28 protein-coding genes are annotated in these 24304 nt (G+C 63.0%); 18 read left to right on the forward strand and 10 right to left on the reverse strand.

The features are described from left to right. The first annotated feature begins 179 nt into the window (after positions 1–179). The gene (gene glnL / locus DBO86_RS08110) at positions 180–1268 is read left to right on the forward strand and encodes a nitrogen regulation protein NR(II) (RefSeq protein ID WP_106733306.1); all 1089 of its coding nucleotides are present in this window, start codon (positions 180–182) and stop codon (positions 1266–1268) included. Continuing rightward, the gene (gene ntrC / locus DBO86_RS08115) at positions 1265–2698 is read left to right on the forward strand and encodes a nitrogen regulation protein NR(I) (RefSeq protein ID WP_108233431.1); all 1434 of its coding nucleotides are present in this window, start codon (positions 1265–1267) and stop codon (positions 2696–2698) included. The genes glnL and ntrC overlap by 4 nt, the downstream gene beginning before the upstream one ends. 93 nt (positions 2699–2791) lie before the next feature. On the opposite strand, the gene DBO86_RS08120 is transcribed toward ntrC, so the two are convergent. Beyond that, on the reverse strand, positions 2792–3190 hold the full coding sequence (locus tag DBO86_RS08120; protein ID WP_108233432.1) for an NINE protein: 399 nt from the start codon (positions 3188–3190) through the stop codon (positions 2792–2794). 147 nt (positions 3191–3337) lie between these two features. Here DBO86_RS08120 and DBO86_RS08125 point away from each other — a divergent pair, with 147 nt between their 5' ends. Both DBO86_RS08125 and DBO86_RS08130 read left to right on the forward strand, forming a co-directional pair. After that, on the forward strand, positions 3338–4549 hold the full coding sequence (locus DBO86_RS08125; RefSeq protein ID WP_108233433.1) for a putative DNA modification/repair radical SAM protein: 1212 nt from the start codon (positions 3338–3340) through the stop codon (positions 4547–4549). Further along, positions 4549–5436, forward strand: a complete 888-nt coding sequence (locus DBO86_RS08130) for a TIGR03915 family putative DNA repair protein (RefSeq protein ID WP_075750332.1) — start codon at positions 4549–4551, stop codon at positions 5434–5436. The genes DBO86_RS08125 and DBO86_RS08130 overlap by 1 nt, the downstream gene beginning before the upstream one ends. On the opposite strand, the gene DBO86_RS08135 is transcribed toward DBO86_RS08130, so the two are convergent. Beyond that, positions 5402–6547, reverse strand: coding sequence for a PilT/PilU family type 4a pilus ATPase (locus DBO86_RS08135; RefSeq protein ID WP_075750334.1), 1146 nt, complete (start codon positions 6545–6547; stop codon positions 5402–5404). The two genes, DBO86_RS08130 and DBO86_RS08135, sit on opposite strands and share 35 nt — an antisense overlap. A gap of 165 nt (positions 6548–6712) precedes the next feature. Then, complete coding sequence (locus tag DBO86_RS08140; RefSeq protein ID WP_055984795.1) at positions 6713–7747, reverse strand: type IV pilus twitching motility protein PilT; 1035 nt, start codon at positions 7745–7747, stop codon at positions 6713–6715. A gap of 71 nt (positions 7748–7818) precedes the next feature. Here DBO86_RS08140 and DBO86_RS08145 point away from each other — a divergent pair, with 71 nt between their 5' ends. The 13 genes from DBO86_RS08145 (at position 7819) to DBO86_RS08205 (ending at position 17852) form a co-directional block, all read left to right on the forward strand. Then, the gene (locus DBO86_RS08145; RefSeq protein WP_075750336.1) at positions 7819–8511 is read left to right on the forward strand and encodes a YggS family pyridoxal phosphate-dependent enzyme; all 693 of its coding nucleotides are present in this window, start codon (positions 7819–7821) and stop codon (positions 8509–8511) included. 17 nt (positions 8512–8528) lie between these two features. Continuing rightward, positions 8529–9347 carry a pyrroline-5-carboxylate reductase gene (gene proC, locus DBO86_RS08150; protein ID WP_075750338.1) on the forward strand — a complete coding sequence of 273 codons (819 nt, stop codon included), beginning with the start codon at positions 8529–8531 and terminating at the stop codon, positions 9345–9347. An 11-nt stretch (positions 9348–9358) separates the two neighbouring features. Then, positions 9359–9952 carry a YggT family protein gene (locus tag DBO86_RS08155; protein WP_055984803.1) on the forward strand — a complete coding sequence of 198 codons (594 nt, stop codon included), beginning with the start codon at positions 9359–9361 and terminating at the stop codon, positions 9950–9952. Positions 9953–9954: 2 nt separating this feature from the next. Beyond that, positions 9955–10245, forward strand: coding sequence for a DUF167 domain-containing protein (locus DBO86_RS08160; RefSeq protein WP_075750340.1), 291 nt, complete (start codon positions 9955–9957; stop codon positions 10243–10245). 181 nt (positions 10246–10426) lie between these two features. Beyond that, positions 10427–12415 (forward strand): dynamin-like GTPase family protein, encoded by a 1989-nt coding sequence (locus DBO86_RS08165; protein WP_108233434.1) that lies wholly within the window; start codon positions 10427–10429, stop codon positions 12413–12415. A 59-nt stretch (positions 12416–12474) separates the two neighbouring features. Next, a complete protein-coding gene (locus DBO86_RS08170) occupies positions 12475–12669 on the forward strand; it encodes a hypothetical protein (RefSeq protein WP_021490406.1) in 195 nt (64 codons plus the stop codon). Then, a complete protein-coding gene (locus DBO86_RS08175) occupies positions 12662–13279 on the forward strand; it encodes an ATPase (RefSeq protein WP_075750342.1) in 618 nt (205 codons plus the stop codon). The genes DBO86_RS08170 and DBO86_RS08175 overlap by 8 nt, the downstream gene beginning before the upstream one ends. A gap of 74 nt (positions 13280–13353) precedes the next feature. Further along, complete coding sequence (gene metX / locus DBO86_RS08180; RefSeq protein ID WP_075750344.1) at positions 13354–14493, forward strand: homoserine O-succinyltransferase MetX; 1140 nt, start codon at positions 13354–13356, stop codon at positions 14491–14493. A gap of 2 nt (positions 14494–14495) precedes the next feature. After that, on the forward strand, positions 14496–15116 hold the full coding sequence (gene metW / locus DBO86_RS08185) for a methionine biosynthesis protein MetW (protein WP_026088470.1): 621 nt from the start codon (positions 14496–14498) through the stop codon (positions 15114–15116). A gap of 14 nt (positions 15117–15130) precedes the next feature. Then, positions 15131–15547: a DUF4426 domain-containing protein gene (locus DBO86_RS08190; RefSeq protein ID WP_003463950.1), complete on the forward strand. Its 417-nt coding sequence runs from the start codon at positions 15131–15133 to the stop codon at positions 15545–15547. A gap of 140 nt (positions 15548–15687) precedes the next feature. Next, positions 15688–16284: an RdgB/HAM1 family non-canonical purine NTP pyrophosphatase gene (gene rdgB, locus DBO86_RS08195; RefSeq protein ID WP_084340421.1), complete on the forward strand. Its 597-nt coding sequence runs from the start codon at positions 15688–15690 to the stop codon at positions 16282–16284. After that, a complete protein-coding gene (gene hemW / locus DBO86_RS08200) occupies positions 16281–17441 on the forward strand; it encodes a radical SAM family heme chaperone HemW (RefSeq protein WP_108233435.1) in 1161 nt (386 codons plus the stop codon). The genes rdgB and hemW overlap by 4 nt, the downstream gene beginning before the upstream one ends. Positions 17442–17528: 87 nt before the next feature. Beyond that, on the forward strand, positions 17529–17852 hold the full coding sequence (locus tag DBO86_RS08205) for a DUF3392 domain-containing protein (protein ID WP_017675845.1): 324 nt from the start codon (positions 17529–17531) through the stop codon (positions 17850–17852). 45 nt (positions 17853–17897) lie between these two features. Here DBO86_RS08205 and DBO86_RS08210 read toward each other — a convergent pair whose 3' ends face one another. The 5 genes from DBO86_RS08210 to DBO86_RS08230 form a co-directional block, all read right to left on the reverse strand. Beyond that, positions 17898–19241 (reverse strand): DUF1329 domain-containing protein, encoded by a 1344-nt coding sequence (locus DBO86_RS08210; protein ID WP_108233436.1) that lies wholly within the window; start codon positions 19239–19241, stop codon positions 17898–17900. Between the two features lie 310 nt (positions 19242–19551). After that, the gene (gene trmB, locus DBO86_RS08215; protein ID WP_108233437.1) at positions 19552–20268 is read right to left on the reverse strand and encodes a tRNA (guanosine(46)-N7)-methyltransferase TrmB; all 717 of its coding nucleotides are present in this window, start codon (positions 20266–20268) and stop codon (positions 19552–19554) included. A gap of 67 nt (positions 20269–20335) precedes the next feature. Further along, complete coding sequence (locus tag DBO86_RS08220) at positions 20336–21130, reverse strand: thiazole synthase (protein ID WP_108233438.1); 795 nt, start codon at positions 21128–21130, stop codon at positions 20336–20338. A gap of 18 nt (positions 21131–21148) precedes the next feature. Next, on the reverse strand, positions 21149–21349 hold the full coding sequence (thiS, locus tag DBO86_RS08225) for a sulfur carrier protein ThiS (protein WP_045735689.1): 201 nt from the start codon (positions 21347–21349) through the stop codon (positions 21149–21151). A 102-nt stretch (positions 21350–21451) separates the two neighbouring features. Next, positions 21452–21823, reverse strand: coding sequence for a DUF423 domain-containing protein (locus DBO86_RS08230; RefSeq protein ID WP_003463966.1), 372 nt, complete (start codon positions 21821–21823; stop codon positions 21452–21454). 160 nt (positions 21824–21983) lie between these two features. On the opposite strand from DBO86_RS08230, the gene mtgA reads away from it, so the two are divergent. Further along, positions 21984–22712, forward strand: coding sequence for a monofunctional biosynthetic peptidoglycan transglycosylase (mtgA, locus tag DBO86_RS08235; protein ID WP_108233439.1), 729 nt, complete (start codon positions 21984–21986; stop codon positions 22710–22712). Position 22713: 1 nt separating this feature from the next. On the opposite strand, the gene DBO86_RS08240 is transcribed toward mtgA, so the two are convergent. Together DBO86_RS08240 and rpoH are read right to left on the reverse strand one after the other, a co-directional pair. Next, positions 22714–23325 (reverse strand): hypothetical protein, encoded by a 612-nt coding sequence (locus DBO86_RS08240; protein WP_104729843.1) that lies wholly within the window; start codon positions 23323–23325, stop codon positions 22714–22716. 62 nt (positions 23326–23387) lie between these two features. Continuing rightward, positions 23388–24242 carry an RNA polymerase sigma factor RpoH gene (gene rpoH / locus DBO86_RS08245; protein WP_074855375.1) on the reverse strand — a complete coding sequence of 285 codons (855 nt, stop codon included), beginning with the start codon at positions 24240–24242 and terminating at the stop codon, positions 23388–23390. Positions 24243–24304 lie beyond the last annotated feature (62 nt).

Genomic DNA, 24304 nt, shown 5'->3' on the forward strand with positions numbered 1-24304 from the left:
CACCATAATGGTGCGATATAGCGCACCACCTCCTAAGCCCTCACCATTTTGGGTCGTTTTCCCCCGCCCTCTTCGCCGCAGCACCACCAAAACCTGGCAGACCGCACAAATAATGCGTCTTTTCGGGGCTTTGGTTTGCTTCTTGCATTTTCCTGCCCCATCGCCGGAACGCACTGCCTATGACCATCAACGACGCGCTGCACCGCCTGCTACTCGACAACCTGACCACCGCCACCCTGCTGCTCAACAGCCAGCTGTGCCTTGAGTACATGAACCCGGCGGCGGAGATGCTTCTGGCCGTCAGCGGCCAGCGCAGCCATGGTCAGTTCATCAGCGACCTGTTCACCGAATCGCCCGAGGCGCTGTCATCCTTGCGCCAGGCGGTGGAACAGGCGCACCCATTCAACAAGCGCGAAGCCGTATTGACCTCGGTCACCGGCCAGACGCTGACCGTGGACTACGCGGTAACACCGCTGTTCAGCATGGGCGAGACCCTGCTGCTGCTGGAAGTGCACCCGCGCGACCGCCTGCTGCGCATCACCAAGGAAGAGGCGCAGCTGTCCAAGCAGGAAACCACCAAACTGCTGGTGCGCGGCCTGGCCCACGAAATCAAGAATCCGCTCGGCGGCATTCGCGGTGCGGCGCAACTGCTGTCGCGCGAACTGCCCAACGAAGAGCTCAAGGACTACACCAACGTCATCATCGAAGAGGCCGACCGCTTGCGTAACCTGGTCGACCGCATGCTCGGCTCGAACAAGCTGCCGTCGCTGGCGATGACCAACGTGCACGAGGTGCTGGAGCGCGTCGCCAACCTGATCGAGGCGGAAAGCCAAGGCAGCATCACCTTGGTGCGCGACTACGACCCAAGCATTCCGGATCTGCTGATCGACCGTGAGCAGATGATCCAGGCCGTGCTCAATATCGTGCGCAACGCCATGCAGGCCATCGCCGGGCAGAAGCATGACATGGGCCTCGGGCGCATCAGCCTGCGTACCCGCACCCTGCGCCAGTTCACCATTGGCCATACGCGCCATCGCCTGGTGGTCAAGGTCGAGATCATCGACAACGGTCCCGGCATTCCGCCGGAACTGCAGGAAACCATCTTCTATCCCATGGTCAGCGGTCGTGCCGACGGCACCGGTCTGGGCCTGGCCATCACCCAGAACATCATCAGCCAGCACCAGGGGCTGATCGAGTGCGAGAGCTATCCCGGCCACACCGTATTCTCGATCTTCCTACCGCTGGAACAAGGAGCGCCCACGCCATGAGCCGCAGTGAAACCGTCTGGATTGTCGACGACGATCGTTCCATCCGCTGGGTACTGGAAAAGGCCCTGCAACAGGAAGGCATGACCACCCAGAGTTTCGACAGTGCCGACGGTGTACTCGCCCGCCTGGCCCGCCAACAGCCGGACGTGATCATCTCCGACATCCGCATGCCCGGCGCCAGCGGCCTCGACCTGCTGGCCCGCATCCGCGAGCTGTATCCGCGCTTGCCGGTGATCATCATGACCGCCCATTCGGACCTGGACAGCGCAGTAGCCAGTTACCAGGGCGGCGCCTTCGAGTACCTGCCCAAGCCGTTCGACGTCGACGAGGCCGTTTCACTGGTCAAGCGCGCCTTCCAGCATGCTCAGGAACAGCAGAGCCTGGCCGTCCCGGCTGCGCAGGCGCGTACCCCGGAAATCATCGGTGAAGCACCGGCGATGCAGGAGGTGTTCCGCGCTATCGGCCGCTTGAGCCACTCCAATATCACCGTGCTGATCAACGGCGAATCCGGTACGGGTAAAGAGCTGGTGGCGCACGCCCTGCACCGCCATAGCCCACGCGCAGCAGCGCCGTTCATTGCCCTGAACATGGCGGCAATTCCCAAGGACCTGATGGAGTCCGAGCTGTTCGGCCACGAGAAAGGCGCCTTCACCGGCGCGGCCAACCAGCGTCGCGGCCGTTTCGAACAGGCCGATGGCGGCACGCTGTTCCTCGACGAAATCGGCGACATGCCGGCCGACACCCAAACGCGCCTGCTGCGCGTATTGGCCGATGGCGAGTTCTACCGCGTTGGTGGTCACACCCCGGTGAAGGTTGACGTGCGCATCATCGCCGCCACCCACCAGAACCTGGAAACCCTGGTGACAGCCGGCAAGTTCCGTGAAGATCTGTTCCACCGCCTCAACGTCATCCGCATTCACATCCCGCGCCTGGCCGATCGCCGCGAGGACATCCCGACCCTGGCCCACCACTTCCTCGCCCGCGCCGCGCAGGAACTGGCGGTGGAGCCGAAATTGCTCAAGAGCGAAACCGAGGACTACCTCAAGCACCTGCCCTGGCCGGGCAACGTGCGCCAGTTGGAGAACACCTGCCGCTGGATCACCGTCATGGCCTCGGGTCGCGAAGTGCACGTCGACGACCTGCCGCCCGAGCTGCTGACCCAGCCGCAGGACGCCGCACCAGTGACCAACTGGGAGCAGGCGCTGCGCCTCTGGGCCGACCAGGCCCTGGCACGCGGCCAGTCCAACCTGCTCGACAGCGCTGTGCCGGCGTTCGAGCGCATCATGATCGAGACCGCGCTCAAGCACACCGCCGGCCGCCGCCGCGACGCCGCCTTGCTGCTGGGCTGGGGTCGTAACACCCTGACGCGCAAGATCAAGGAACTGGGCATGAAGGTCGACGGTGGGGATGACGACGACAGCGACGACTGATACCGCCAACGCTACGAAAAAGGGCATTCCGTGGGATGCCCTTTTTCATTTTCCCCGGAGTGCATCCGGGCAACGGCGCTTGATTCCCCTGACTCAACCGCGCTGCGCGTTCTTGATCGAGATCTGCGTATTGAGCGTCCAGAAGTCGTAGAGCACGCCGATCAGGAACAGGCCGCCGGTAAACAGGTAGATGATCCCGGTGATCCACTTGCCCTGATACATGCGGTGTACGCCGAAAATGCCAAGGAAGGTCAGCAGGATCCACGCCACGTTGTAGTCAGTATCACCTGCGGTAAAACGCAGGTCGGCCTCGCGATCCATCGCCGGAATCAGGAACAGGTCAATGATCCAACCGATGAAGAACAATCCCAGGGTGAAGAACCAAATGGTGCCGGTGACCGGTTTGCCGTAGTAGAAACGGTGCGAACCGAGAAAGCCGAAAATCCACAGCAGGTAGCCAATCAGCTTGCTGTGCGTATCCTGTCGTTGCATGGCGAACTCCTTGTGCGAGATACAGCTATGACGCTGCGCGCCGAGTGAAGGTTTCATTTGCAATGAGGCAGCGCAACACAACGAATGGCTTGATAGCTGTACGACGCCCATATACTGTATAAAAAAACAGTATAGATATTGCCCGCCATGCAACTGATCGAAAAGCTCACCATCCTCGCCGACGCAGCCAAGTACGACGCCTCCTGTGCCAGCAGCGGCGCACCCAAGCGCAGCTCCAAGGGCAAGGACAGCATCGGTTCGACCAACAGCATGGGCATCTGCCACAGCTATACGCCAGACGGTCGCTGCGTGGCGCTGCTCAAAGTACTGCTGACCAACTTCTGCCTGTACGACTGCCAATACTGCATCAACCGTCGTTCCAGTGACGTACCTCGCGCGCGCTTTACCCCCGAGGAAGTAGTGACGCTGACACTGGACTTCTACAAGCGCAACTGCATCAGCGGCCTGTTCCTCAGCTCCGGCATCATCCGCTCGGCCGACTACACCATGGAGCAGCTGATTCGCGTCGCCAAGCTGCTGCGTCAGGAGCACCAGTTCCGCGGCTACATTCACCTCAAGACCATTCCCGATGCCGCACCGGAGTTGATCGCCGAAGCCGGCCTGTACGCGGACCGCCTCAGCGTCAACATCGAGCTGCCCACCGAAACCAGCCTGGTACGCCTGGCACCGGAAAAGAACGTCGGCAGCATCCACCAGGCCATGCACAAGATTCATCTCGGCGAGCGTGAGGCCAAGGAAGAACGCCGCGCGCCGCGCTTTGCCCCGGCCGGACAAAGCACGCAGATGATCGTCGGTGCCGACGCCACCGATGACAGCACCATCCTGCACAACGCCCAGAGCCTGTATCACGACTACCGCCTGCGCCGCGTCTACTACTCGGCCTTCAGTCCGATTCCGCAGAGCCCCAAGACCGTGCCCTTCGAGGCGCCGCCGCTGCTGCGCGAACACCGCCTGTACCAGGCCGACTTCCTCATGCGCGGCTATGGCTTCAGTGCCACGGAGCTGCTCGCCGGCCCCGGCAACCTGGATCTGGATATCGACCCCAAGCTGGCCTGGGCCCTGGCCAACCGCGAGCAGTTTCCCGTCGATCTCAACCGCGCCGACGAATCATTGATCGCCCGCGTGCCCGGCATCGGTGTGCTCAGCGCACGACGCCTGGGCGCGCTGCGGCGCGAACGGCGTATCCGCTACGAGGACCTGACCCGTCTGCGCTGCGTACTGGAAAAGGCCAAGCCCTTCATCGTCACCCAGGACTACCGACCGCCGCGGGCCGAACACGAGTCCGTGGTGCTGCGCCAGCAGTTGCGCGACACCCCGGCGCAGATGGCCTTGTGGTGATGCACAGCCTGCGTTTCGACGGCAGCTTCGCCACCTGGCGCCAGGCCGCGCGCCGTGCACTGCTGCAGGGCCTGGCACCGCACCAGTTGCAGTGGCTGGACGAAGAAGCGGCGCCTGGCCTGTTCGACCAGCCCGCCGAACGCGCGCCGGAGCCCAATGGCCGCCTGCGCGTATCGCCCGAACTGCTGGAGCTGCTGGAGAGCGCCGCACAGTACCGTGGCGAGGAGCGCTGGAGCCTGCTCTACCGCGTGCTCTGGCGCTTCGTACAGGGCGAACGCAGCGCCGTGCTGGCCGGCGACCCCGACGGCAGCGAGCTGCATCGCCGGCTCAAGGCGGTGCGCCGCGAGGCCCATCACCTGCATGCCTTCGTGCGCTTTCAGCCGAGCAAGGCGCAAGGCGCGCCGGACTTCGTCGCCTGGTTCGAACCCGCGCATGACATCCTGGCCGCGGCCAGTGGCCATTTCGCCGAGCGCCTGGGCAAGCACAGCTGGCTGATCGCAACGTCTCGGGACGGTGTGTACTGGGATGGCCAACGCCTGCAGCACGAGCGCCGCTGCCCGGCGCAATGGCAAGCCTGGGCACGGCAGCCCGAGGATGACGGCCAGGCCCTGTGGCGTGCCTATTACGGCAGCACCTTCAACCCGGCGCGGCTCAACCGCACGGTGATGCAGCAACATCTGCCACTGAGATTCTGGAAGCACCTGCCGGAAGGCCCGCTGATTCCGCAACTGATGAGCGAAGCACGCGCCGGCGCGCAACGCGATGGCCAGGCATTGGTGCTGGCAGGCAGAAAGGGCAAACGTATCGCCCAGATAAACGAGGGGGACGCAGCGCGTCCCCCGTCAGGTAGCGTCAGCGGAAGCGACGCCCCGGATCTTCCTCGCTGACCTCCAGCGCCAGGCCCTGGGCCATGCTGGTCAGGTGATCGCCATCGGTTTCCGAACCGAGCTTGATCATCAGGCGCAGGTCGTTGGCCGAGTCGGCGTAGAGCAGCGCGTCTTCGTAGGTGATCTCGCCCTGGGTGTAGAGGTTGTACAGCGCCTGGTCGAAGGTCTGCATGCCCTGCTCGGTGGAGCGCTTCATCAGCCCCTTGAGCTCGTGCACCTCGCCCTTGCGGATCAGGTCGGCGGCCAGCGGGGTGTTGATCAGCACCTCGATCACTGCGCGGCGACCTTTGCCATCCGGGGTTGGAATCAGTTGCTGAGCGACGATAGCCTTGAGGTTGAGCGACAGGTCCATCCACACCTGGTTCTGCCGGTCGGCCGGGAAGAAGTTGATGATGCGGTCCAGCGCCTGGTTGGCGTTGTTGGCGTGCAGGGTGGCCAGGCACAGGTGACCGGTTTCGGCGAAGGCCACGGCGTGGTCCATGGTCTCGCGGGTGCGCACCTCACCGATGAGGATCACGTCCGGCGCCTGACGCAAGGTGTTCTTCAGCGCCACTTCGAAGGACTCGGTGTCGATGCCCACTTCACGCTGAGTGACGATGCAGCTCTGATGCTGGTGGATGTACTCGATCGGGTCTTCGATGGAGATGATATGGCCGCTGCTGTTCTTGTTGCGGTAGCCGATCATCGCCGCCAGCGAGGTGGACTTACCGGTACCGGTAGCCCCGACGAACAGCACCAGGCCGCGCTTGGTCAGCGCCAGCTTCTTGAGGATGTCCGGCAGCTTGAGGTCGTCGATGGTGGGGATGTTGGTCTCGATGCGGCGCAGCACCATGCCCACCAGGTTGCGCTGATAGAAGGCGCTGACGCGGAAGCGGCCGATGCCGCGGGCGCTGATGGCGAAGTTGCACTCATGGTTCTCGGCAAAGTCGCGGCGTTGTGCCTCGTTCATCACCCCCAGCACGGTTTCGCGGGTCATTTCCGGCGACATCGCGGTCTTGGTCACCGGCATGATTTTGCCATTGACCTTCATCGACGGCGGCACGCCAGCGGTGATGAATAGATCGGAGCCACCTTTTTCGACCATCAGGCGCAGTAGTTTTTCGAATTCCATCGTCGTGTTCGCTCATCCGCACGCATGAATGCACGCCCCCGCAGCGCAGGGCCAGCGGCTGCGAGCGTGTCATCGCAGCCGTGAAGCAGTCCGTAGGGTGGGCTTCAGCCCACCAACAGTGGCCGGCCTTGGTGGGCTGAAGCCCACCCTACCCACTGGGTTTTCCTAGAAGTTTTCCGGGCTCTTGGCCTTCTCGCGCGCGCTGTCGCGGCTGACCAACCCCTTGGATACCAGCGTCTTCAGGCAGGCATCGAGGGTCTGCATGCCCAGCGCGCCACCGGTCTGGATCGATGAGTACATCTGCGCCACCTTGTCCTCGCGGATCAGGTTACGGATGGCCGGAGTGCCGATCATGATTTCGTGTGCCGCGACGCGACCGCCACCGATCTTCTTCAGCAGGGTCTGCGAGATCACCGCCTGCAGCGATTCCGACAGCATCGAGCGCACCATCGACTTTTCCTCGGCCGGGAACACGTCGACCACCCGGTCGATGGTCTTGGCGGCGGAGGTGGTGTGCAGGGTGCCGAACACCAGGTGGCCGGTTTCCGCGGCGGTCAGCGCCAGGCGGATGGTTTCCAGGTCACGCATCTCGCCCACCAGGATGATGTCCGGGTCCTCACGCAGCGCCGAGCGCAGCGCTTCGGAGAAGCCGTGGGTGTCGCGGTGCACCTCACGCTGGTTGACCAGGCACTTCTTCGACTCGTGGACGAATTCGATGGGGTCTTCGATGGTGAGAATGTGGTGGTACTTGTTGCTGTTGAGGTGGTCGATCATCGCCGCCAGGGTGGTCGACTTGCCCGAACCGGTTGGGCCGGTAACCAGCACCAGGCCGCGCGGCACGTCAGTGATCTTGCGGAACACCTCGCCCATGCCCAGGTCTTCCATGGTCAGCACCTTGGACGGAATGGTACGGAACACCGCACCGGCGCCACGGTTCTGGTTGAAGGCGTTGACCCGGAAACGCGCCACACCCGGCACTTCGAAGGAGAAGTCGGTCTCGAGGAACTCTTCGAAGTCCTTGCGCTGCTTGTCATTCATGATGTCGTAGATCAGCGCGTGTACCTGCTTGTGATCCAGCGGCGGCAGGTTGATGCGGCGTACATCGCCGTCGACGCGGATCATCGGCGGCAGACCCGCCGAGAGGTGCAAATCCGACGCGCCTTGCTTGGCGCTGAAGGCGAGCAGCTCAGTGATATCCATGGGACTCCCCAATTACAAGCAAGCAGGTAGAATGCCGCGAACGCAACGGCCAGGCTTATAGAGCGCAGGTAATGTCCACGATAGCAGAGAATATTGCAAAGGTCGGAGCGCGCATCCGTGAGGCGGCGCAAGCCTCACAGCGTAATTTGACGGATATCGGCCTGCTCGCGGTGAGCAAGACCAAACCGGCAGCGGCCATTCGTGAAGCTCATACGGCTGGTTTGCGCGATTTTGGCGAGAACTACCTGCAGGAAGCGCTGGAAAAACAGACCGAACTGAGTGATCTGCCCTTGATCTGGCACTTCATCGGCCCCATTCAGTCGAACAAGACCCGGCCCATCGCCGAGCATTTCGACTGGGTACATTCGGTGGATCGCCTGAAAATCGCCCAACGCCTCTCCGAGCAGCGTCCTGCGCACCTGCCACCGCTGAATATCTGCCTGCAGGTCAACGTCAGCGCTGAGGACAGCAAATCCGGCTGCAGCCCAGAAGCGCTGCCAGAGCTGGCCAAGGCTGTAGCCGCCCTGCCCAACCTGCGCCTGCGTGGGCTGATGGCGATTCCCGAACCTACCGACGATATCGCGGCGCAACATGCCGCCTTCGCCCACCTGCGCCAATTGCGTGATGACCTGGGGCTGGACCTCGATACCTTGTCCATGGGCATGAGCCATGACCTGGGGGCCGCCATCGCCGAAGGTGCCACCTGGGTGCGCATCGGCACCGCCCTGTTCGGCGCCCGCGATTACGGCCAGCCCACTCACTGAATGAAGGATTTTCTGCAATGAGCAACCCGACCATCGCCTTCGTCGGCGCCGGCAACATGGCCGCCAGCCTGATTGGCGGCCTGCGCGCCCAGGGCGTGGCAGCCAGCGCCATCCGCGCCAGCGAGCCCGGCAGCGAACAGCGCGCCCGCCTGCAACAGGAACACGGCATCGCCACCTTCGCGGATAACGGTGAAGCCATAAAAGGCGCCGACCTGATCGTGCTGGCGGTCAAACCACAGATCATGAAAGCGGTATGCCTGGATCTGGCGCCACACCTGGCTCCCAATCAGGTGATCATCTCCATCGCCGCCGGCATCAGTTGCGCCAGCCTGGAAAACTGGCTCGGCCAGCGCCCAGTCGTGCGTTGCATGCCCAACACGCCGGCGCTATTGCGCCAGGGCGTTTCCGGCCTGTTCGCCAACGCCCGCGTCAGCGCCGCACAGAAAGCCCAGGCCGAACAGGTGCTGAGCGCCGTTGGCCTGGCCCTGTGGCTGGATGAAGAAGCCCAACTAGACGCCGTTACCGCTGTTTCCGGCAGCGGGCCGGCTTATTTCTTCCTTTTGATCGAAGCCATGACGGCGGCTGGCGAGCAGCTCGGCCTGCCGCGCGAGACGGCTGCACGCCTGAGCATCCAGACTGCACTGGGCGCCGCACGCATGGCCAGCGAGAGTGATGTCGACGCCGCCGAACTGCGGCGCCGTGTGACCTCGCCGAACGGAACCACCGAAGCGGCGATCAAAACCTTTCAGGCCGGCGGCTTCGAAACGCTGGTACAACAGGCACTCAACGCCGCCGCCAATCGCTCGGCCGAACTGGCCGAACAACTGGGTCAATAAAGGAAGCACACATGTCCGGACTCATCGAAGCCCTGATCTACATCATTCAGACCCTCGGCAGCCTGTATCTGCTGATCGTCCTGCTGCGTTTCATCCTGCAACTGGTACGCGCCGACTTCTACAACCCGCTGAGCCAGTTCATCGTCAAGGCTACACAGCCGCTGGTGAAACCCCTGCGTCGGATCATCCCCGGTTTCGCCGGGCTGGATCTGGCCTCGCTGGTGCTGGCCATCCTGGTGCAGCTGCTGCTGATGGTCATCACCCTGACGCTGATGGGCTACAACGTCGGCGGCTTCATCCTGCAACTTCTGGTGTGGTCACTGATCGGCGTGACCTCGCTGTTTCTCAAGGTGTTCTTCTTCGCCCTGATCATCAGCGTGATCCTGTCGTGGGTCGCCCCGGGCAGCTACAACCCCGGCGCGCAGCTGGTCAACCAGATCTGCGAACCGCTGCTGGCGCCGTTTCGCAAGCTGCTGCCGAACCTTGGCGGCCTGGATATTTCGCCGATCTTCGCCTTCATCACCATCAATCTGATCGATCGCTTCGTCATCGGCGGTCTTGCAGCCTCCACCGGCCTGCCGCCGATGCTCAGCCCCTTCCTCTGAGGGTGAGCTTCTACCGCTGGGACGGCGAGGACCTGATCCTCGACTGTCACCTGCAGCCCAAGGCGAGCAAGGACGAGTTCGCCGGGCTGCATGGTGATCGGTTGAAGATCCGCCTCACCGCCCCACCGGTCGAGGGCAAGGCCAACGCCCATCTGCAGGCCTTTCTGGCCAAGGCGTTCGGCGTGGCCAAGAGCCAGGTGAGCCTGGCAAGCGGCGAGCTCAATCAACACAAGCGCCTGCGCATCCGCACGCCACGTAACCTGCCAGCGATTCCCGGCTTGCAGAACGCCTGATGACCATTCAGCCGCCATACCCGACCACAAGGCGGGACTGTATAAGCAGCCAATTGACGGCCGCCCTGTACCTCGCATAATGCAGGTTATTCTCGCCAATGCCGTGCGTCCTGGCGGCAACACCAACTGAACAATCACGCAGCCCCAGCAAGTGGATGAACTTGCCGAGAGGAGAGCCAGGATGAGCATGGAACGTCTCAGCCAGCAGGTTGACGCCTACGTCGCCTGGAAACGCGAACTGATGCGCGAGATCACGCGTTATCGCAGCTGGCTGGAACACAATCGGCTCAACTCCGAGGCGGTACAGGCCAAGCTCGAGCGCGCGCTGAAGATCTTGCGTACCGACCACATCACCCTGGCGTTCGTCGGCGAGTTTTCACGCGGCAAGACCGAGCTGATCAACAGCCTGTTCTTCTCCGAATACGGCCAGCGTATGCTGCCTTCGCATGCCGGGCGTACCACCATGTGCCCCACCGAGCTGTTCTTCGACCCGCGCTCGGAACGCCCCTACATTCGCCTGCTGCCCATCGAAACGCGCGCAGCCTCGGCCAGCGTCGCGCAGTTCAAGCGCATTCCGAGGCATTGGGTGAACATCCCGCTGGACACCAGCGACCCCGCCAACATGGCGCTGGCTTTCAGCCAGGTGGCCAAGACCAAAGCCATGCCGGTGGAACAGGCGATCCAGCTCGGCTTCCACCCGGACATGCTCGAAGGCACCGGCAAACGCGGCCAGGTGCTGGTGCCGGCCTGGCGCCATGCGATGGTCAACTTCGATCATCCGCTGCTGCGCCAGGGCTTGCGTATTCTCGACACCCCCGGCCTAAACGCCTTGGGCAGTGAACCCGAGCTGACCCTGTCGATGCTGCCCAATGCCCAGGCGATCATCTTCCTGCTGGCCGCCGATACCGGCGTCACCGCCAGTGACATGCACATCTGGCAGCAGCACATCCGCCAGCTCGACGACGACGCGCAAACCTGCCTGTTCGCCGTGCTGAACAAGATCGACGTACTGTGGGACGACCTGGCAGGCGAGACCTTCGTGCAGAACGCCATCGGCCAGATCCAGAGCGCCACCGCCAAGCAGTTGGGTATCGCCAAGCAGGACGTGCTGCCGCTGTCGGCCAAGCAGGCGCTGCTGGCCAAGGTGCGCAAGGACGAAGAATTGCTGGCACGCAGCCAGATGGCCGGTCTGGAAAACCTGCTATGCGAGCGCATCGTCGCGCAGAAGGAACGCCTGATCGAAGATAACGTGGTGCGTCAGGTCCTGGCGTTGGTGAACAACAGCCAACATGTGCTCAACCTGCGCCTGGAGAAAGTCAGTGAGCAGTTGGCCCTGCTCGGCAACCATCAGCAGGACAACGGCCAGCTGCTGTTCGAGCTGACCGCCAAGACCAAGGAAGACCACAGCCTGCACCACAAGCGCCTGCTCGGCCTGAAGACCAACCAGCGCCTGCTGCAGCGCCAGGGACAACTGCTGCGCCACGCCGCGCGCGCCGAACGCCTGGAGGAACACCTGAGCGAGGTGCGCCGCAATCTCACCGGCAGCTGGACCACCCTGGGCATCAACCAGGCCATCCTGCATTTCTTCCGCGCCGTCGAACAGGATCTGCACAACCTGCAGCACGAAGCCGACATGGCCAACAAGATGGTTGCAGCCATCTATCGTCGACACAACGAAGACAACCCGCTGGGCGGGGTCGACGCACCGCAGTTCAAGATCCAGCGTTATCTGCGCGAGCTGAAGAAACTGCAGGAAAAGGGCGACCAGTTCCGCCTGCACCTGAAGACCCTGCTCACCGAACAGCGCAGCCTGACCCGACGCTTCTTCGCCACCCTGGCCCAGGAAGTGATCGGCCTGCACCAGCGCCTGCGCCTGGACGCCGAGCAATGGGCCGCCGATGCGCTGATGCCGCTGATGCAACACACCCTGGAACACAAGCAGATGCTGGAAAGCCACATGCTGCGCCTCAAGGCGCTGGCCCAGGAAACCCAGCAGACGCGCAAACGCAGCCTGCAACTGGCGCGCTACCGGGAAGAGCTGGAACAGCAGCTGGCCCTGGCCAGCGACATGCTGCGCGTGCTGCGTCGTCCGGCACCGGTGCAGCGCCAGGGCAAGGTGGTCAGCCTGCCGACGGCGGCGCGCCAAAGGGGAGCAGTTGACCTTGGCTGATTGGATTTCCTCACGGAAGCCCATATGCTGTTGCTAAAGCCATGACCAGGAGGCTTGTAATGAACAACCACTTTAGCCTGATTACCTCTCAGGAAGACCCAAGTGATACACAGCTTGCAGAGCTTATGACACAAGTTCGCAAGACTGCTCACAGGCGTGTCGAGCGCGTGGATAATCAGTTAAACCAGGCTTTGATCCAGGCAATCCGCGCCAAGAAGGAAAACTCGGCCGCACGCGCCAGCCGTGATGCCTGAGAACAAACCCAAACTGATCGTCTTTGCCGGCCCCAACGGCTCAGGTAAGACGTCGATCACCGAAACCCTGCGCGAGCACCACTGGCTGTCCGGCTGCACCTTCATCAATCCCGATGAAATGGCGCAGGAGGAGTTTGGCGGCTGGAACTCGGAAGAGGCTTTCAGGCAAGCAGCCGAAAAGGCTGAGCAATTGCGTGAACAGTGCCTACAGAGTGGTCGCAGCCTGGCCTTCGAGACAGTGTTGTCGACCGAGGACAAACTCGAATTCATTCGCCGGGCTATAAGTGCCGGCTTCTTCGTCCGGGTATTTTTCGTCAGTACCTCACACCCCGCCATCAACGCCTACCGAATTACCTACCGCTACATGGATGGCGGCCATGAAGTGCCAATCAGCAAGATCGTTTCTCGCTACACCAAGTCCATCGCCAACTGTGTCGCGCTGTCGTCTGTAGTAGATCGTCTCTATGTCTACGACAACTCTGTGAACGACCACAGCCCACGCCTGCTTTTTCGCACTCGTCAGGGCAGTCTCTGCAAGACCTATGCAGCCGACTCCGACATCCCCGACTGGGCCTTGCAGATCAAACATTGCATTGCAGAGGAAACCTAGCGCCCAGCTCGCTTGCCGCTCGGGTCGGTGCTCTTTAGACTGGCGCCCTCCTCCGCTTCATTAGCAGCGCCTCAATGCCCACTGCATTTCCCGAAGATTCCGTCGGCCTGGTCAGTCCCCAGGTATTTCGCTTCAGCGAACCCCTGGCGCTGGCCTGCGGGCGCAGCCTGGCCGAGTACGAACTGGTCGTCGAGACCTATGGCGAACTGAACGCCGCGCGCAGCAATGCGGTGCTGATCTGCCACGCCCTGTCCGGCCACCATCACGCCGCCGGCTATCACAGCCCGGATGATCGCAAGCCCGGCTGGTGGGACAGCTGCATCGGCCCCGGCAAGCCCATCGACACCAACAAGTTCTTCGTCGTCAGCCTCAACAACCTGGGCGGCTGCAACGGTTCCACCGGCCCGAGCAGCGCCAACCCGGCGACCGGCAAGCCCTACGGCGCGGACTTTCCGGTAATGACGGTGGAAGACTGGGTGCACAGCCAGGCACGCCTGGCCGATGTGCTCGGCATTGCCCAGTGGGCGGCGGTGATCGGCGGCAGCCTCGGCGGCATGCAGGCCATGCAGTGGACCATCAGCTACCCCGAGCGTGTGCGTCACTGCCTGGCGATTGCCTCGGCGCCCAAGCTGTCGGCGCAGAACATCGCCTTCAACGAGGTGGCGCGCCAGGCGATTCTCACCGACCCGGAATTCCACGGCGGACACTTCCAGGAACAGGGTGTGATCCCCAAGCGCGGGCTGATGCTGGCGCGTATGGTCGGCCATATCACCTACCTGTCCGACGACGCCATGGGCGAGAAATTCGGCCGCGGCCTGAAGAGCGAGAAGCTCAACTACGACTTCCACAGCGTCGAGTTCCAGGTGGAAAGCTACCTGCGCTATCAGGGCGAGGAATTCTCCGGCCGTTTCGACGCCAACACCTATCTGCTGATGACCAAGGCGCTGGACTACTTCGATCCTGCCGCTGCGCACGACGGCGATCTGGCCAAGACCCTGGCCGTGGCCAAGGCGGACTTCTGCGTGATGTCCTTCACCACCGACTGGCGCTTCTCCCCCGCCCGCTCGCGGGAGATCGTCGACGCCCTGACGGCGGCAAAGAAGAACGTCTGCTACCTGGAAATCGACGCACCGCAGGGCCATGACGCCTTCCTCATGCCGATCCCGCGTTATCTGCAGGCGTTCGACAGCTACATGAAGCGAATCGAGGTATGAGCATGCGAGCGGATCTGGACATCATCCAGGAATGGATCGCCCCGGGCAGCCGTGTGCTCGACCTGGGCTGCGGCGACGGCGAGTTGCTCGCTTGGCTGCGCGACAACAAGCAGGTGGCCGGCTACGGCCTGGAAATCGACCCGGACAAGATCGCCCTGTGCATCGAGCGCGGCGTCAACGTCATCGAGCAGAACCTCGACCTGGGCCTGGGCAACTTCGCCAGCAACAGCTTCGACGTGGTGGTCATGACCCAGTCGCTGCAGGCGCTGCATTACCCGGACAAGGTGCTGGCCGAGATGCTGCGCGTCGGCAAGACCTGCATCATCACCTTCCCCAACTTCGGCCACTGGCGCTGCCGCTGGTACCTGACGACAAAAGGTCGCATGCCGGTGTCGGACTTCCTGCCCTACACCTGGTACAACACACCGAACATCCACTTCTGCACCTTCGAGGACTTCGAGCGCCTGTGCCATGCTCAGGGTGCCCGCGTGGAAGAACGTCTGGCGGTCGACCGTGACCACCGTCATGGCCTGGCAAGCCGCATCTGGCCCAATCTGCTGGGCGAAATCGGCATTTACCGCATCAGCGGCGCGGACCTCTCCGCCCACCGCGTGGCGGTCTGAACGAGGAGAACATCATGCGTCGCATCATTCCCTTCCTGATCGCCCTGTGCCTGGCCCTGCCGGCCGCCGCCGAGCGCAAGCAGAGCTTCGGCGACCTCGACGTGCACTACAGCGTGTTCAATTCCAGCTTCATCCAGCCGGACATCGCCAGCGCCGCCGGCCTGGTACGCAGCAAGACCCAGGGCGTGGTCAATATCGCCGTACTCAAGGCCGGCAAGGCCAGCACCGCGCAGGTCAGCGGCCAGGTGAAGAACCTGCTGGGGCAGAGCAGCGCACTGACCTTCAGGCAGGTCACCGAGAGCGGCGCCATCTACTACCTGGCGCAGTTCCCCTTCTCCAGCCGAGAGATTCTCAGTTTCACCCTCGATGTGCGCCAGGGCGACGACGCGCACCGCATCACCTTCAACCAGGAAATGTTCCCGGATGACTGATGCCGCAGGCGCTGCCGGCATCTTTGCGTAGGCGCCCCGCCCCAGGGCGAAGCTTTCAGGGCGCTGCCGTCCTGGTTCGCGGCGGGGCGCCGCTCCTACAGATTCTGTAATTCAACGTACAACTGACAGGCAATATCCGCATGATCGACCTCAAGGAACTGGTACTGGCCAGCCATAACGCCGGCAAGCTCAAAGAGTTGCAGGCCATGCTCGGCGATGCAGTACGCGTGCGCTCGATCGGCGAGTTCTCCAGCGTCGAGCCGGAAGAGACCGGCCTGTCGTTCGTCGAGAACGCCATCCTCAAGGCACGCAACGCCGCGCGCATCTCCGGCCTGCCGGCGCTGGCCGACGACTCCGGCCTGGCGGTGGACGCCCTCGGCGGCGCCCCCGGCATCTACTCGGCGCGCTATGCCGATGGCCAGGGCGACGCGGCGAACAATGCCAAGCTGCTCAACGCCCTCAAGGACGTGCCGGATGCCGAGCGCGGCGCGCAGTTCGTCTGCGCCCTGGCGCTGGTTCGACATGCCGACGATCCGCTGCCGATCCTCTGCGAAGGCCTGTGGCACGGCAGCATCCTGTACGAAGCCCGCGGCGAGCACGGCTTCGGCTACGACCCGCTGTTCTGGGTGCCGGAAACCCAGTGCTCCAGCGCCGAACTACCGGCCGAGCAGAAGAATCGCCTCAGCCACCGCGCCCGCGCCATGGCCCTGCTCAAGAAGCGCCTGGGGCTGGCATGAGCGATTCCGCTGGCGGGAGTTTCCTGCTCCCGCCCCTGGCGCTCTATATCCACATCCCGTGGTGCGTGCGCAAATGCCCCTACTGCGACTTCAACTCCCACGCCGCCGGGCCCACGCTGCCTGAAGAGGAATACGTCGACGCCCTGCTGGCCGATCTCGATGCCGACTTGCAGCACGTCCATGGCCGGCCACTGACTTCGATCTTCTTCGGTGGCGGCACGCCCAGCCTGTTCTCCGACCGCGCCCTGGGTCGTCTGCTGGAAGGCGTCGAGCGGCGCATCGCCTTTGCGCCAGACATAGAGATCACCCTGGAAGCCAACCCCGGCACCTTCGAGCAGGCCAAGTTCAAGGGCTACCGAAGCCTCGGCATCAACCGTCTGTCCATCGGCGTGCAGAGCTTCCAGGAAGCCAAACTCAAGGCGCTGGGGCGCATCCACAATCGCGACGAGGCCATTCGCGCCGCCGACATGGCCCGCGCTGCCGGCTTCGACAATTTCAACCTCGACCTGATGCACGGCCTGCCCGAGCAGAGCATCGAGGACGCCCTGTTCGACCTGCGCACCGCAATCAGCCAGGGCCCGACGCACCTGTCCTGGTACCAGCTGACCATGGAGCCGAACACGGTGTTCTGGAGCCAGCCGCCCGAGCTGCCCGAAGACGATCTGCTGTGGGACATCCAGGAAGCCGGCCAGGCGCTGCTCGCCGCCGAGGGCTACGCGCAGTACGAGGTGTCCGCCTACGCCCAGCCCGGCAAACAGGCGCGGCACAACCTCAACTACTGGACCTTCGGCGACTTTCTCGGCATCGGTGCTGGCGCCCACGCCAAGCTGAGCACCCCCGCAGGGCGCATCCAGCGCACCTGGAAAACCCGCCTGCCGAAGGACTACCTCGACCCGGCCAAGGCATTCCAGGCCGGCGAACGCCTGCTGGCAGCCGACGAGTTGCCCTTCGAATTTCTGATGAACGTGCTGCGCCTGACCGAAGGCTCGCCAGCCGAGCTGTTCAGCCAGCGCACCGGCCTGCCGTTGCAGCAACTCGAACAGGCGCGCCGCGAAGCCGAACGCCAGGGCCTGCTGCAAGCCGATGAAACTCGACTGGTCGCCACGGCCAAGGGCCAGCTGTTTCTCAATGATCTGCTGCAGCAGTTCCTGGCCTAGTTCACCCACAGCGCGGCATGAATCCGGTAGGCTAACGCGCCATTCGCGCGGCCATCGCTCACGTCGCGCTGTACTGAAGGAGCCTGCATGGATCTGCTACTGGACCTGATCGTCACCCTCTCGCGCTGGAGCCGCAGCCACCTCGGCGATATCTCCCTGGCCATCATGGCCACTTTGCTGGTGCTGTTCGGCCCAGCCATCAACGCCTGGGTTCAGCGCACCATCGGCAACCTCAATTTCGTTCTGCGTACTCTGCTGTTCGTGGTGTTCTGCGCGGTCGGCTATGGCCTGGCGATCGTCTTCCTCACGCCATGGCTGGCCAAGGGCCTGGCGCACTTCAACAACTACACCCTGGCGCCGGTGCTGATCCTGATCTTCGTGGTCATAGGCATATTGGCCGACCGCAATTAGCCAGCCTGAAATGAAAAAGCCACCTCAAGGGTGGCTTTCTCAGACTCAATTACCTTCGCGGCGCAGCGCCTGCGGGGTGAAGTCGCGCGGGCTCAGTCGGGCGTTGAAGTCGTACATCTTCTCGTTGTTATCCAGGCCGTCAGCGAAGTAGCGGCCACCCTTGAGGTCGTAAATGGTCTCCAGGGTCGAGCCGAACATCGGCACGTCGTAGTAGCTGATCGGGTGGGCTTCCTGCAGACCGATCAGGTTGCCGTTGCGGTCATACAGGTCGACGGCGAGGATCTGCCAGCTGTCCTCATCCAGATAGAAGCGGCGTTTGCCATAGGGATGGCTGAAGCCGGTACGCAGATCCGCCTCGACCACCCAGACGCGGTGCAGCTCGTAACGCAACAGCTCGGGGTTGATGTGCTTGGCCTGCAGGATATCGGCGTAGGGAATGCCGCGCTGGTGCACGGCATAGCTGTTGTAGGGCACCAGCATCTCGCGCTTGCCCAACAACTGCCACTCGTAGCGATCCGGCGCGCCATTGTAGGAATCCACCTGGTCGGCGGTGGCCATACCATTGGTGTCGGGCTGCAGGGTGTCGTAGGCAAGCATCGGCAGGCGGCGCACACGGCGCTCGCCACGGTTGAAACGCCAGGCCTTGCGAATCGCCAGCACCTGATCGAGGGTCTCCTGCACCACCAGCGCCGAGCCGGCCAGCTTGGCTGGAGCCACGACCTTGTACTTGTAATAGAACAGGGTGTTGTCCAGGTCCTGCGGGGCCACGCCGTCACGGCCGTAGACGAAGTAGATGTCGCGCTCGAGCTTGAGCAGGTTGTAACTACCGTTGCTGAGCACCGCCGCCTGATTGGTGGCCATGCTGATCTGGTCGCCGCGATACCGCATGACGTGGTTCCAGATCGCCTCCTGGCCGTTCGCCGGCAGCGGGAACGGCACGCCGGAAGCAGCCCCCTGAACGCCATTGCCACCGGCAATCAGCTCGGCATTGAGGGCGTTGAAGCGAGTAGCGTCGTAGATGCGTTGTGGTGCGGCCGCACTGCGCCGGGTCGGGAATACGCGCAGATAGAAACTGGGGTTCTGCTGCAGCAGGGTCTTGACGCCGACCGGCAGCTGTTGTTCGTACTGCGCCAGGTTCTGGCTGTCGACCCGGTACAGCAGTTTGTCGTCAGCATAGGGATCAGGATGATGCATGCCCGGCTGGTAATTGGCCGGCGGCGTGGCCAGGCCGCCCGTCCAGGCAGGGATGGTGCCACTGGCATTACCGGCACGCTCGCCGCCAAGTGGCGTCAGTTCCTGACCCAGGCGCGCGGCCTGGCTGGCATCGACCTTGGCCTGGGCCTGAAACGCCAGGGCAGTCAGCAGAAGAAGGGAAACCGATCTCAACACAATGCTCTCCTCGCGGCGCCATGACAGCGGCGCCGCTATTGTCTGCACGCCTTGCAGGCGCACTTATCGTTGTTGTGTTCTGAGAGCCTGCTCACGGTCTCGCGAGCTAGAGCGATACAAGGCAAAAACAAGCGAGGAAGCGGAATGTACTTTTGTACATGAGCATTCCGAGCTTGTTTTTAACGCAGTAGCGCCGACGCGCAGCAGATCGTGAGCAGGTTCTGAGGTGAGGCGCCGTCCTGGCCGTCGGTTTATCCCGATCTAATCGTGCATCCTGCCGGTTCTAATCAAACGCGTGTCGTCGGGTGAATCATGCCTGACGCTGAAACTTCAGATCCCACACACCATGGCCGAGGCGCTCGCCACGACGTTCGAACTTGGTCACCGGACGCTCCTCGGGACGCGGCACGTAGGTGCCATCGGCCGCCAGGTTGCGATAGCCCGGCGCTGCATTCATCACTTCGAGCATGTGCTCGGCGTAGTTCTCCCAATCGGTAGCCATGTGCAGCACACCACCGATCTTCAACTTGCTGCGCACCAGCTCGGCAAAAGCCGGCTGGACGATGCGGCGCTTGTGGTGGCGCGACTTGTGCCAGGGGTCGGGGAAGAACAGCAGCACGCGATCGAGGCTGGCGTCGGCCACGCAGTCACGCAGCACCTCCAGCGCATCGCAGCTGTAGACCCGCAGGTTGCTGAGGCCCTGCGTCATCGCACCGTTGAGCAGCGCACCCACGCCAGGCTTGTGTACCTCGACACCGATGAAATCCTGTTCAGGCGCAGCAGCAGCCATCTCCAGGGTGGAGTGGCCCATACCGAAGCCGATCTCGAAGGTGCGCGGCGCACTGCGACCGAACACTTGGTCGAAGTCGCGCAGACCATCTTCCAGCTCCAGGCCGAACAACGGCCAGCCCTTGTCGATGCCGCGCTGCTGGCCCTCGGTCATGCGCCCGGCACGCATCACGAAGCTCTTGATGGTACGGCGCTGGCGACCGTCTTCGGTCAGTTCGGGCTGTTGGGTATCGGTCATGCTGGACTCTTGTAGATTGCGTTACGACTGGCGCGCCGGCGGGCCGGCACGCAGCCAATCGTCATCCTTAGTTGATCAGGCCAGTCAGCGGCGACGACGCACTGGCATAGAGTTTCTTCGGCATGCGACCGGCCAGGTAGGCCAGGCGGCCAGCCTCGACGGCATACTGCATGGCGCGCGCCATCAGCACCGGATTCTGCGCATCGGCGATGGCGCTGTTCATCAGCACGGCCTCGCAGCCCAGCTCCATGGCGATGGTAGCGTCGGAGGCAGTGCCAACGCCGGCGTCGACCAGCACCGGCACCTTCGATTCCTCGAGGATGATGCGCAGGTTGTACGGGTTGCAGATCCCCAGGCCCGAGCCGATCAGGCCGGCCAGCGGCATCACCGCGATGCAGCCGATCTCGGCCAGCTGACGCGCGATGATCGGATCGTCGCTGGTGTACACCATGACGTCGAAGCCATCCTTGACCAGCACTTCGGCGGCCTTGATGGTCTCGATGACGTTGGGGAACAGGGTTTTCTGGTCGGCCAGCACTTCCAGCTTGACCAGGTTGTGGCCATCGAGCAGCTCACGCGCCAGGCGGCAGGTGCGCACGGCCTCGACAGCGTCGTAGCAGCCGGCGGTATTGGGCAGGATGGTGTACTGGTCCGGGCTGATCACGTCGAGCAGGTTCGGCTCACCGGGGTTTTGGCCGATATTGGTGCGGCGCACCGCCACGGTGACGATCTCGGCGCCGGAGGCGGCGATGGCGTCACGGGTCTCGTCCATATCCTTGTACTTGCCGGTACCGACCAGTAGGCGCGACTGGAACGTACGACCGGCCAGGGTGAAGGGCTTGTCGCTGCGAACTTGGCTCATGGAATACTCCTCGTGAGGTCAACCGCCGCCGATGGCGTGCACCACTTCCACCTGATCGCCCTCGGCGAGCTGGGTGCTGTTGTGCTGGCTGCGTGGAACGATGTCCTGATTGAGTTCGACCGCCACACGGCGCCCGGTCAGGTCGAGGCGAACCAACAGGTCGGCGACGCTCTGGTTATCCGGCAGTTCGAAGGGTTCACCATTCAACTGGATACGCATGACGACTCGGTCACAACTGGAAAGAGGGCCGGCATTCTAGCCCGTTAACTGGCCACGACCAAGGCTAAAAGGCGCCATTCGTCCTCATTTCTGACGCCAGGGTCAGGTCAGCTTCCAGGCGCTCAGGCCCAGGCACAGCCAGCCAACGAGGAAGGCGACGCCACCGAAAGGCGTGATCATGCCGAGCTTGCCGACACCGCTGAGGGTCAGCAGATAGAGGCTGCCGGAAAACAGCAGGATACCCAGCGCGAAGGCGCCGCCAGCCAGATTCACCAGCCGTCCGGGTGCATGCATCGCCAGCAGGCCGACGCCGAACAGGGCCAGCGCGTGGATCAGCTGATAGTGTGTGCCAGTCTGGAACACCGCCAGGTATTCGGCGCTTAGCCTGTGCTTAAGGCCATGGGCCGCAAAGGCGCCCAGAGCCACCCCGGTAAAGCCGGCGAAAGCGGATAACAGCAGCCAGAAACGAGCCATGGAACCTCCAGGTGAGATCGACGTGCACGCAGTTTAACCATTGAGCCTGGGGTCGAAATGGTTGTTATTGTCACACCTGCGCGCAATCGTGCGGCCGCTCGGGAATTTCCCCAGTGATTTTTTGTTTTAATAGCGCCACATCCGATCAATGCGAGACCCCATGCTCCGAGCCCTGACCCGCCGCCTGCTGAAACTGCTGCTCTGGCTGATGTTGGCCAGTGCGCTGCTGGTGCTCGTACTGCGCTGGGTACCGCCGCCCGGCACGGCCTTGATGATCGAGCGCAAGATCGAATCCTGGGGCAGCGCACAGCCCATCGAGCTGAAGCGCCAGTGGCGCCCCTGGAAAGAACTCCCGGATCACCTGAAGATGGCGGTGATCGCCGCTGAAGACCAGAAATTCGCCGAACACTGGGGGTTCGATGTCGGCGCGATTCAGGCGGCGCTGGCGCATAACCAGAGCGGCGGCTCACTAAGAGGCGCCAGCACCCTCAGCCAGCAGGTGGCGAAGAACCTGTTTCTCTGGTCCGGACGCAGTTGGCTGCGCAAAGGGCTGGAAGCCTGGTTCACCGCACTGATCGAAGTGCTCTGGTCGAAAGAACGCATCCTTGAGGTGTACCTCAATAGCGTCGAGTGGGGCGATGGCATCTTTGGCGCCGAAGCCGCGGCACAACACCATTTCGGTGTCGGCGCGCCTTATCTCAATCGCCAGCAGGCCAGCCAGCTGGCAGCGGTGCTACCTAACCCGCTGCGTTGGAGCGCAGGCCGACCGGACGCCTACGTCAATCGCCGCGCAGCCTGGATTCGCCAGCAAATGAATCAGTTGGGGGGCAGCCACTACCTCAATCAACTCAAGCCGCAGCGCCCCGATTGGTGGCCGCGCTGGCTGTAAGCTAGCGGGTAGCGCGAAAAGCCTTGCGCGGGACGGCGTGCAACAGCTCGACCTCGTCGCCCTGCAGATGCACGGTCAGCCCCCATTGTGGATAGACCCAGGCCTGGCCTTCGGCCAGCTCCAACGTCAAGCGTGGCTGCCCGAGACTGGCAGCCAGGCGGTCGCTGGCCAGCGCTTGCGGGGCACTCAGATTGAGGCTGGCGATGGAAAAACCAGCCATCTGATCGACCAGTGATTGACCAAGGGCCAACTCGGCATCACCGGCCTGAAGGCCCTGCGCCGCCATCAGACTGTTGCGCTGCTCAAGGCTTAACCTAACCTCCGCCTCGAGCAACCAGTCGCCCTCTTCCCCGTCGAGCGACGCACGATAGAAAAGCCGTGCGCCGTCCAGGCGCGGCGCCAGCCACAGCTCGCCTGGCGCTGACGCCTGCACCTCACGCAGCATCAACTCGTCTTCGGCCAGCGGCTGCAACAGCACATCACGCCACTGCTGCAGATTGGCCACCGGCTCAACCTCGGTACTGCGCATCAGCCAGGCACCCCAGGCGAAGAACAGCGCGGCGACGAGCGCGAATATCAGCCAGTGCTGCGCTTTCAGTGGGGCTTTGTTCAAGGCAATCGCTCCAGACAGAAAAAAGCCGCACCAGGGTGCGGCTTTTCGGGGTAACGGCAGACTCAGGCGGCGATATAGCCTTTGAGCTTGTTCATCGCGTTCTTTTCAAGCTGACGAATACGCTCGGCCGACACATTGTACTTGGCGGCTAGGTCATGCAGCGTCGCCTTCTCCTCGGCCAGCCAGCGCTGGTAGAGGATGTCGCGGCTGCGCTCGTCCAGGCTTTCCAGCGCTTCGTGCAGGTTGCTGCTGGAACTGTCGCTCCAATCGGCATCCTCGAGCTGACGAGCCGGGTCGTAACGATGGTCTTCCAGATAATGCGCGGGTGACTGGAAGGCACTGTCATCGTCGGCATCGGCAGCCGGGTCGAAGGCCATGTCCTGGCCGGTCAGGCGACTTTCCATCTCGCGCACTTCGTGCAGCTCGACGCCCAGGCTTGCGGCCACGGCGGTCACTTCATCGTTGTTCAGCCAGGCCAGACGCTTCTTCTGGCTGCGCAGGTTGAAGAACAGTTTGCGCTGGGCCTTGGTGGTGGCCACTTTGACGATGCGCCAGTTCTTCAGGATGAACTCGTGGATCTCGGCACGGATCCAGTGCACGGCGAAGGACACCAGACGCACGCCCATTTCCGGATTGAAGCGCTTGACCGCCTTCATCAGGCCGACATTGCCTTCCTGGATCAGGTCGGCCTGGGCCAGACCATAGCCGGAGTAGCTGCGCGCGATATGCACCACGAAACGCAGGTGGGCCAACACCATCTGGCGGGCGGCCTCGAGATCCTGCTGGTAAAAGAGATTTTCGGCCAGTTCACGCTCCTGCTCAGGCGTCAGCAGCGGAATGCTGTTGACCGCATGCACGTACGCTTCCAGGTTGGCGCCTGGAACCAGAGCATGGACAGATTGCAAGGAAGTGGACATTCGAATCCTCCGATTCACGAAACTCGTGCAGTGTAGCACTGAGCCATCTGATGCAAAACCTG

Source organism: Ectopseudomonas oleovorans (genome assembly GCF_003052605.1).
Lineage (GTDB): Bacteria > Pseudomonadota > Gammaproteobacteria > Pseudomonadales > Pseudomonadaceae > Aquipseudomonas > Aquipseudomonas oleovorans_A.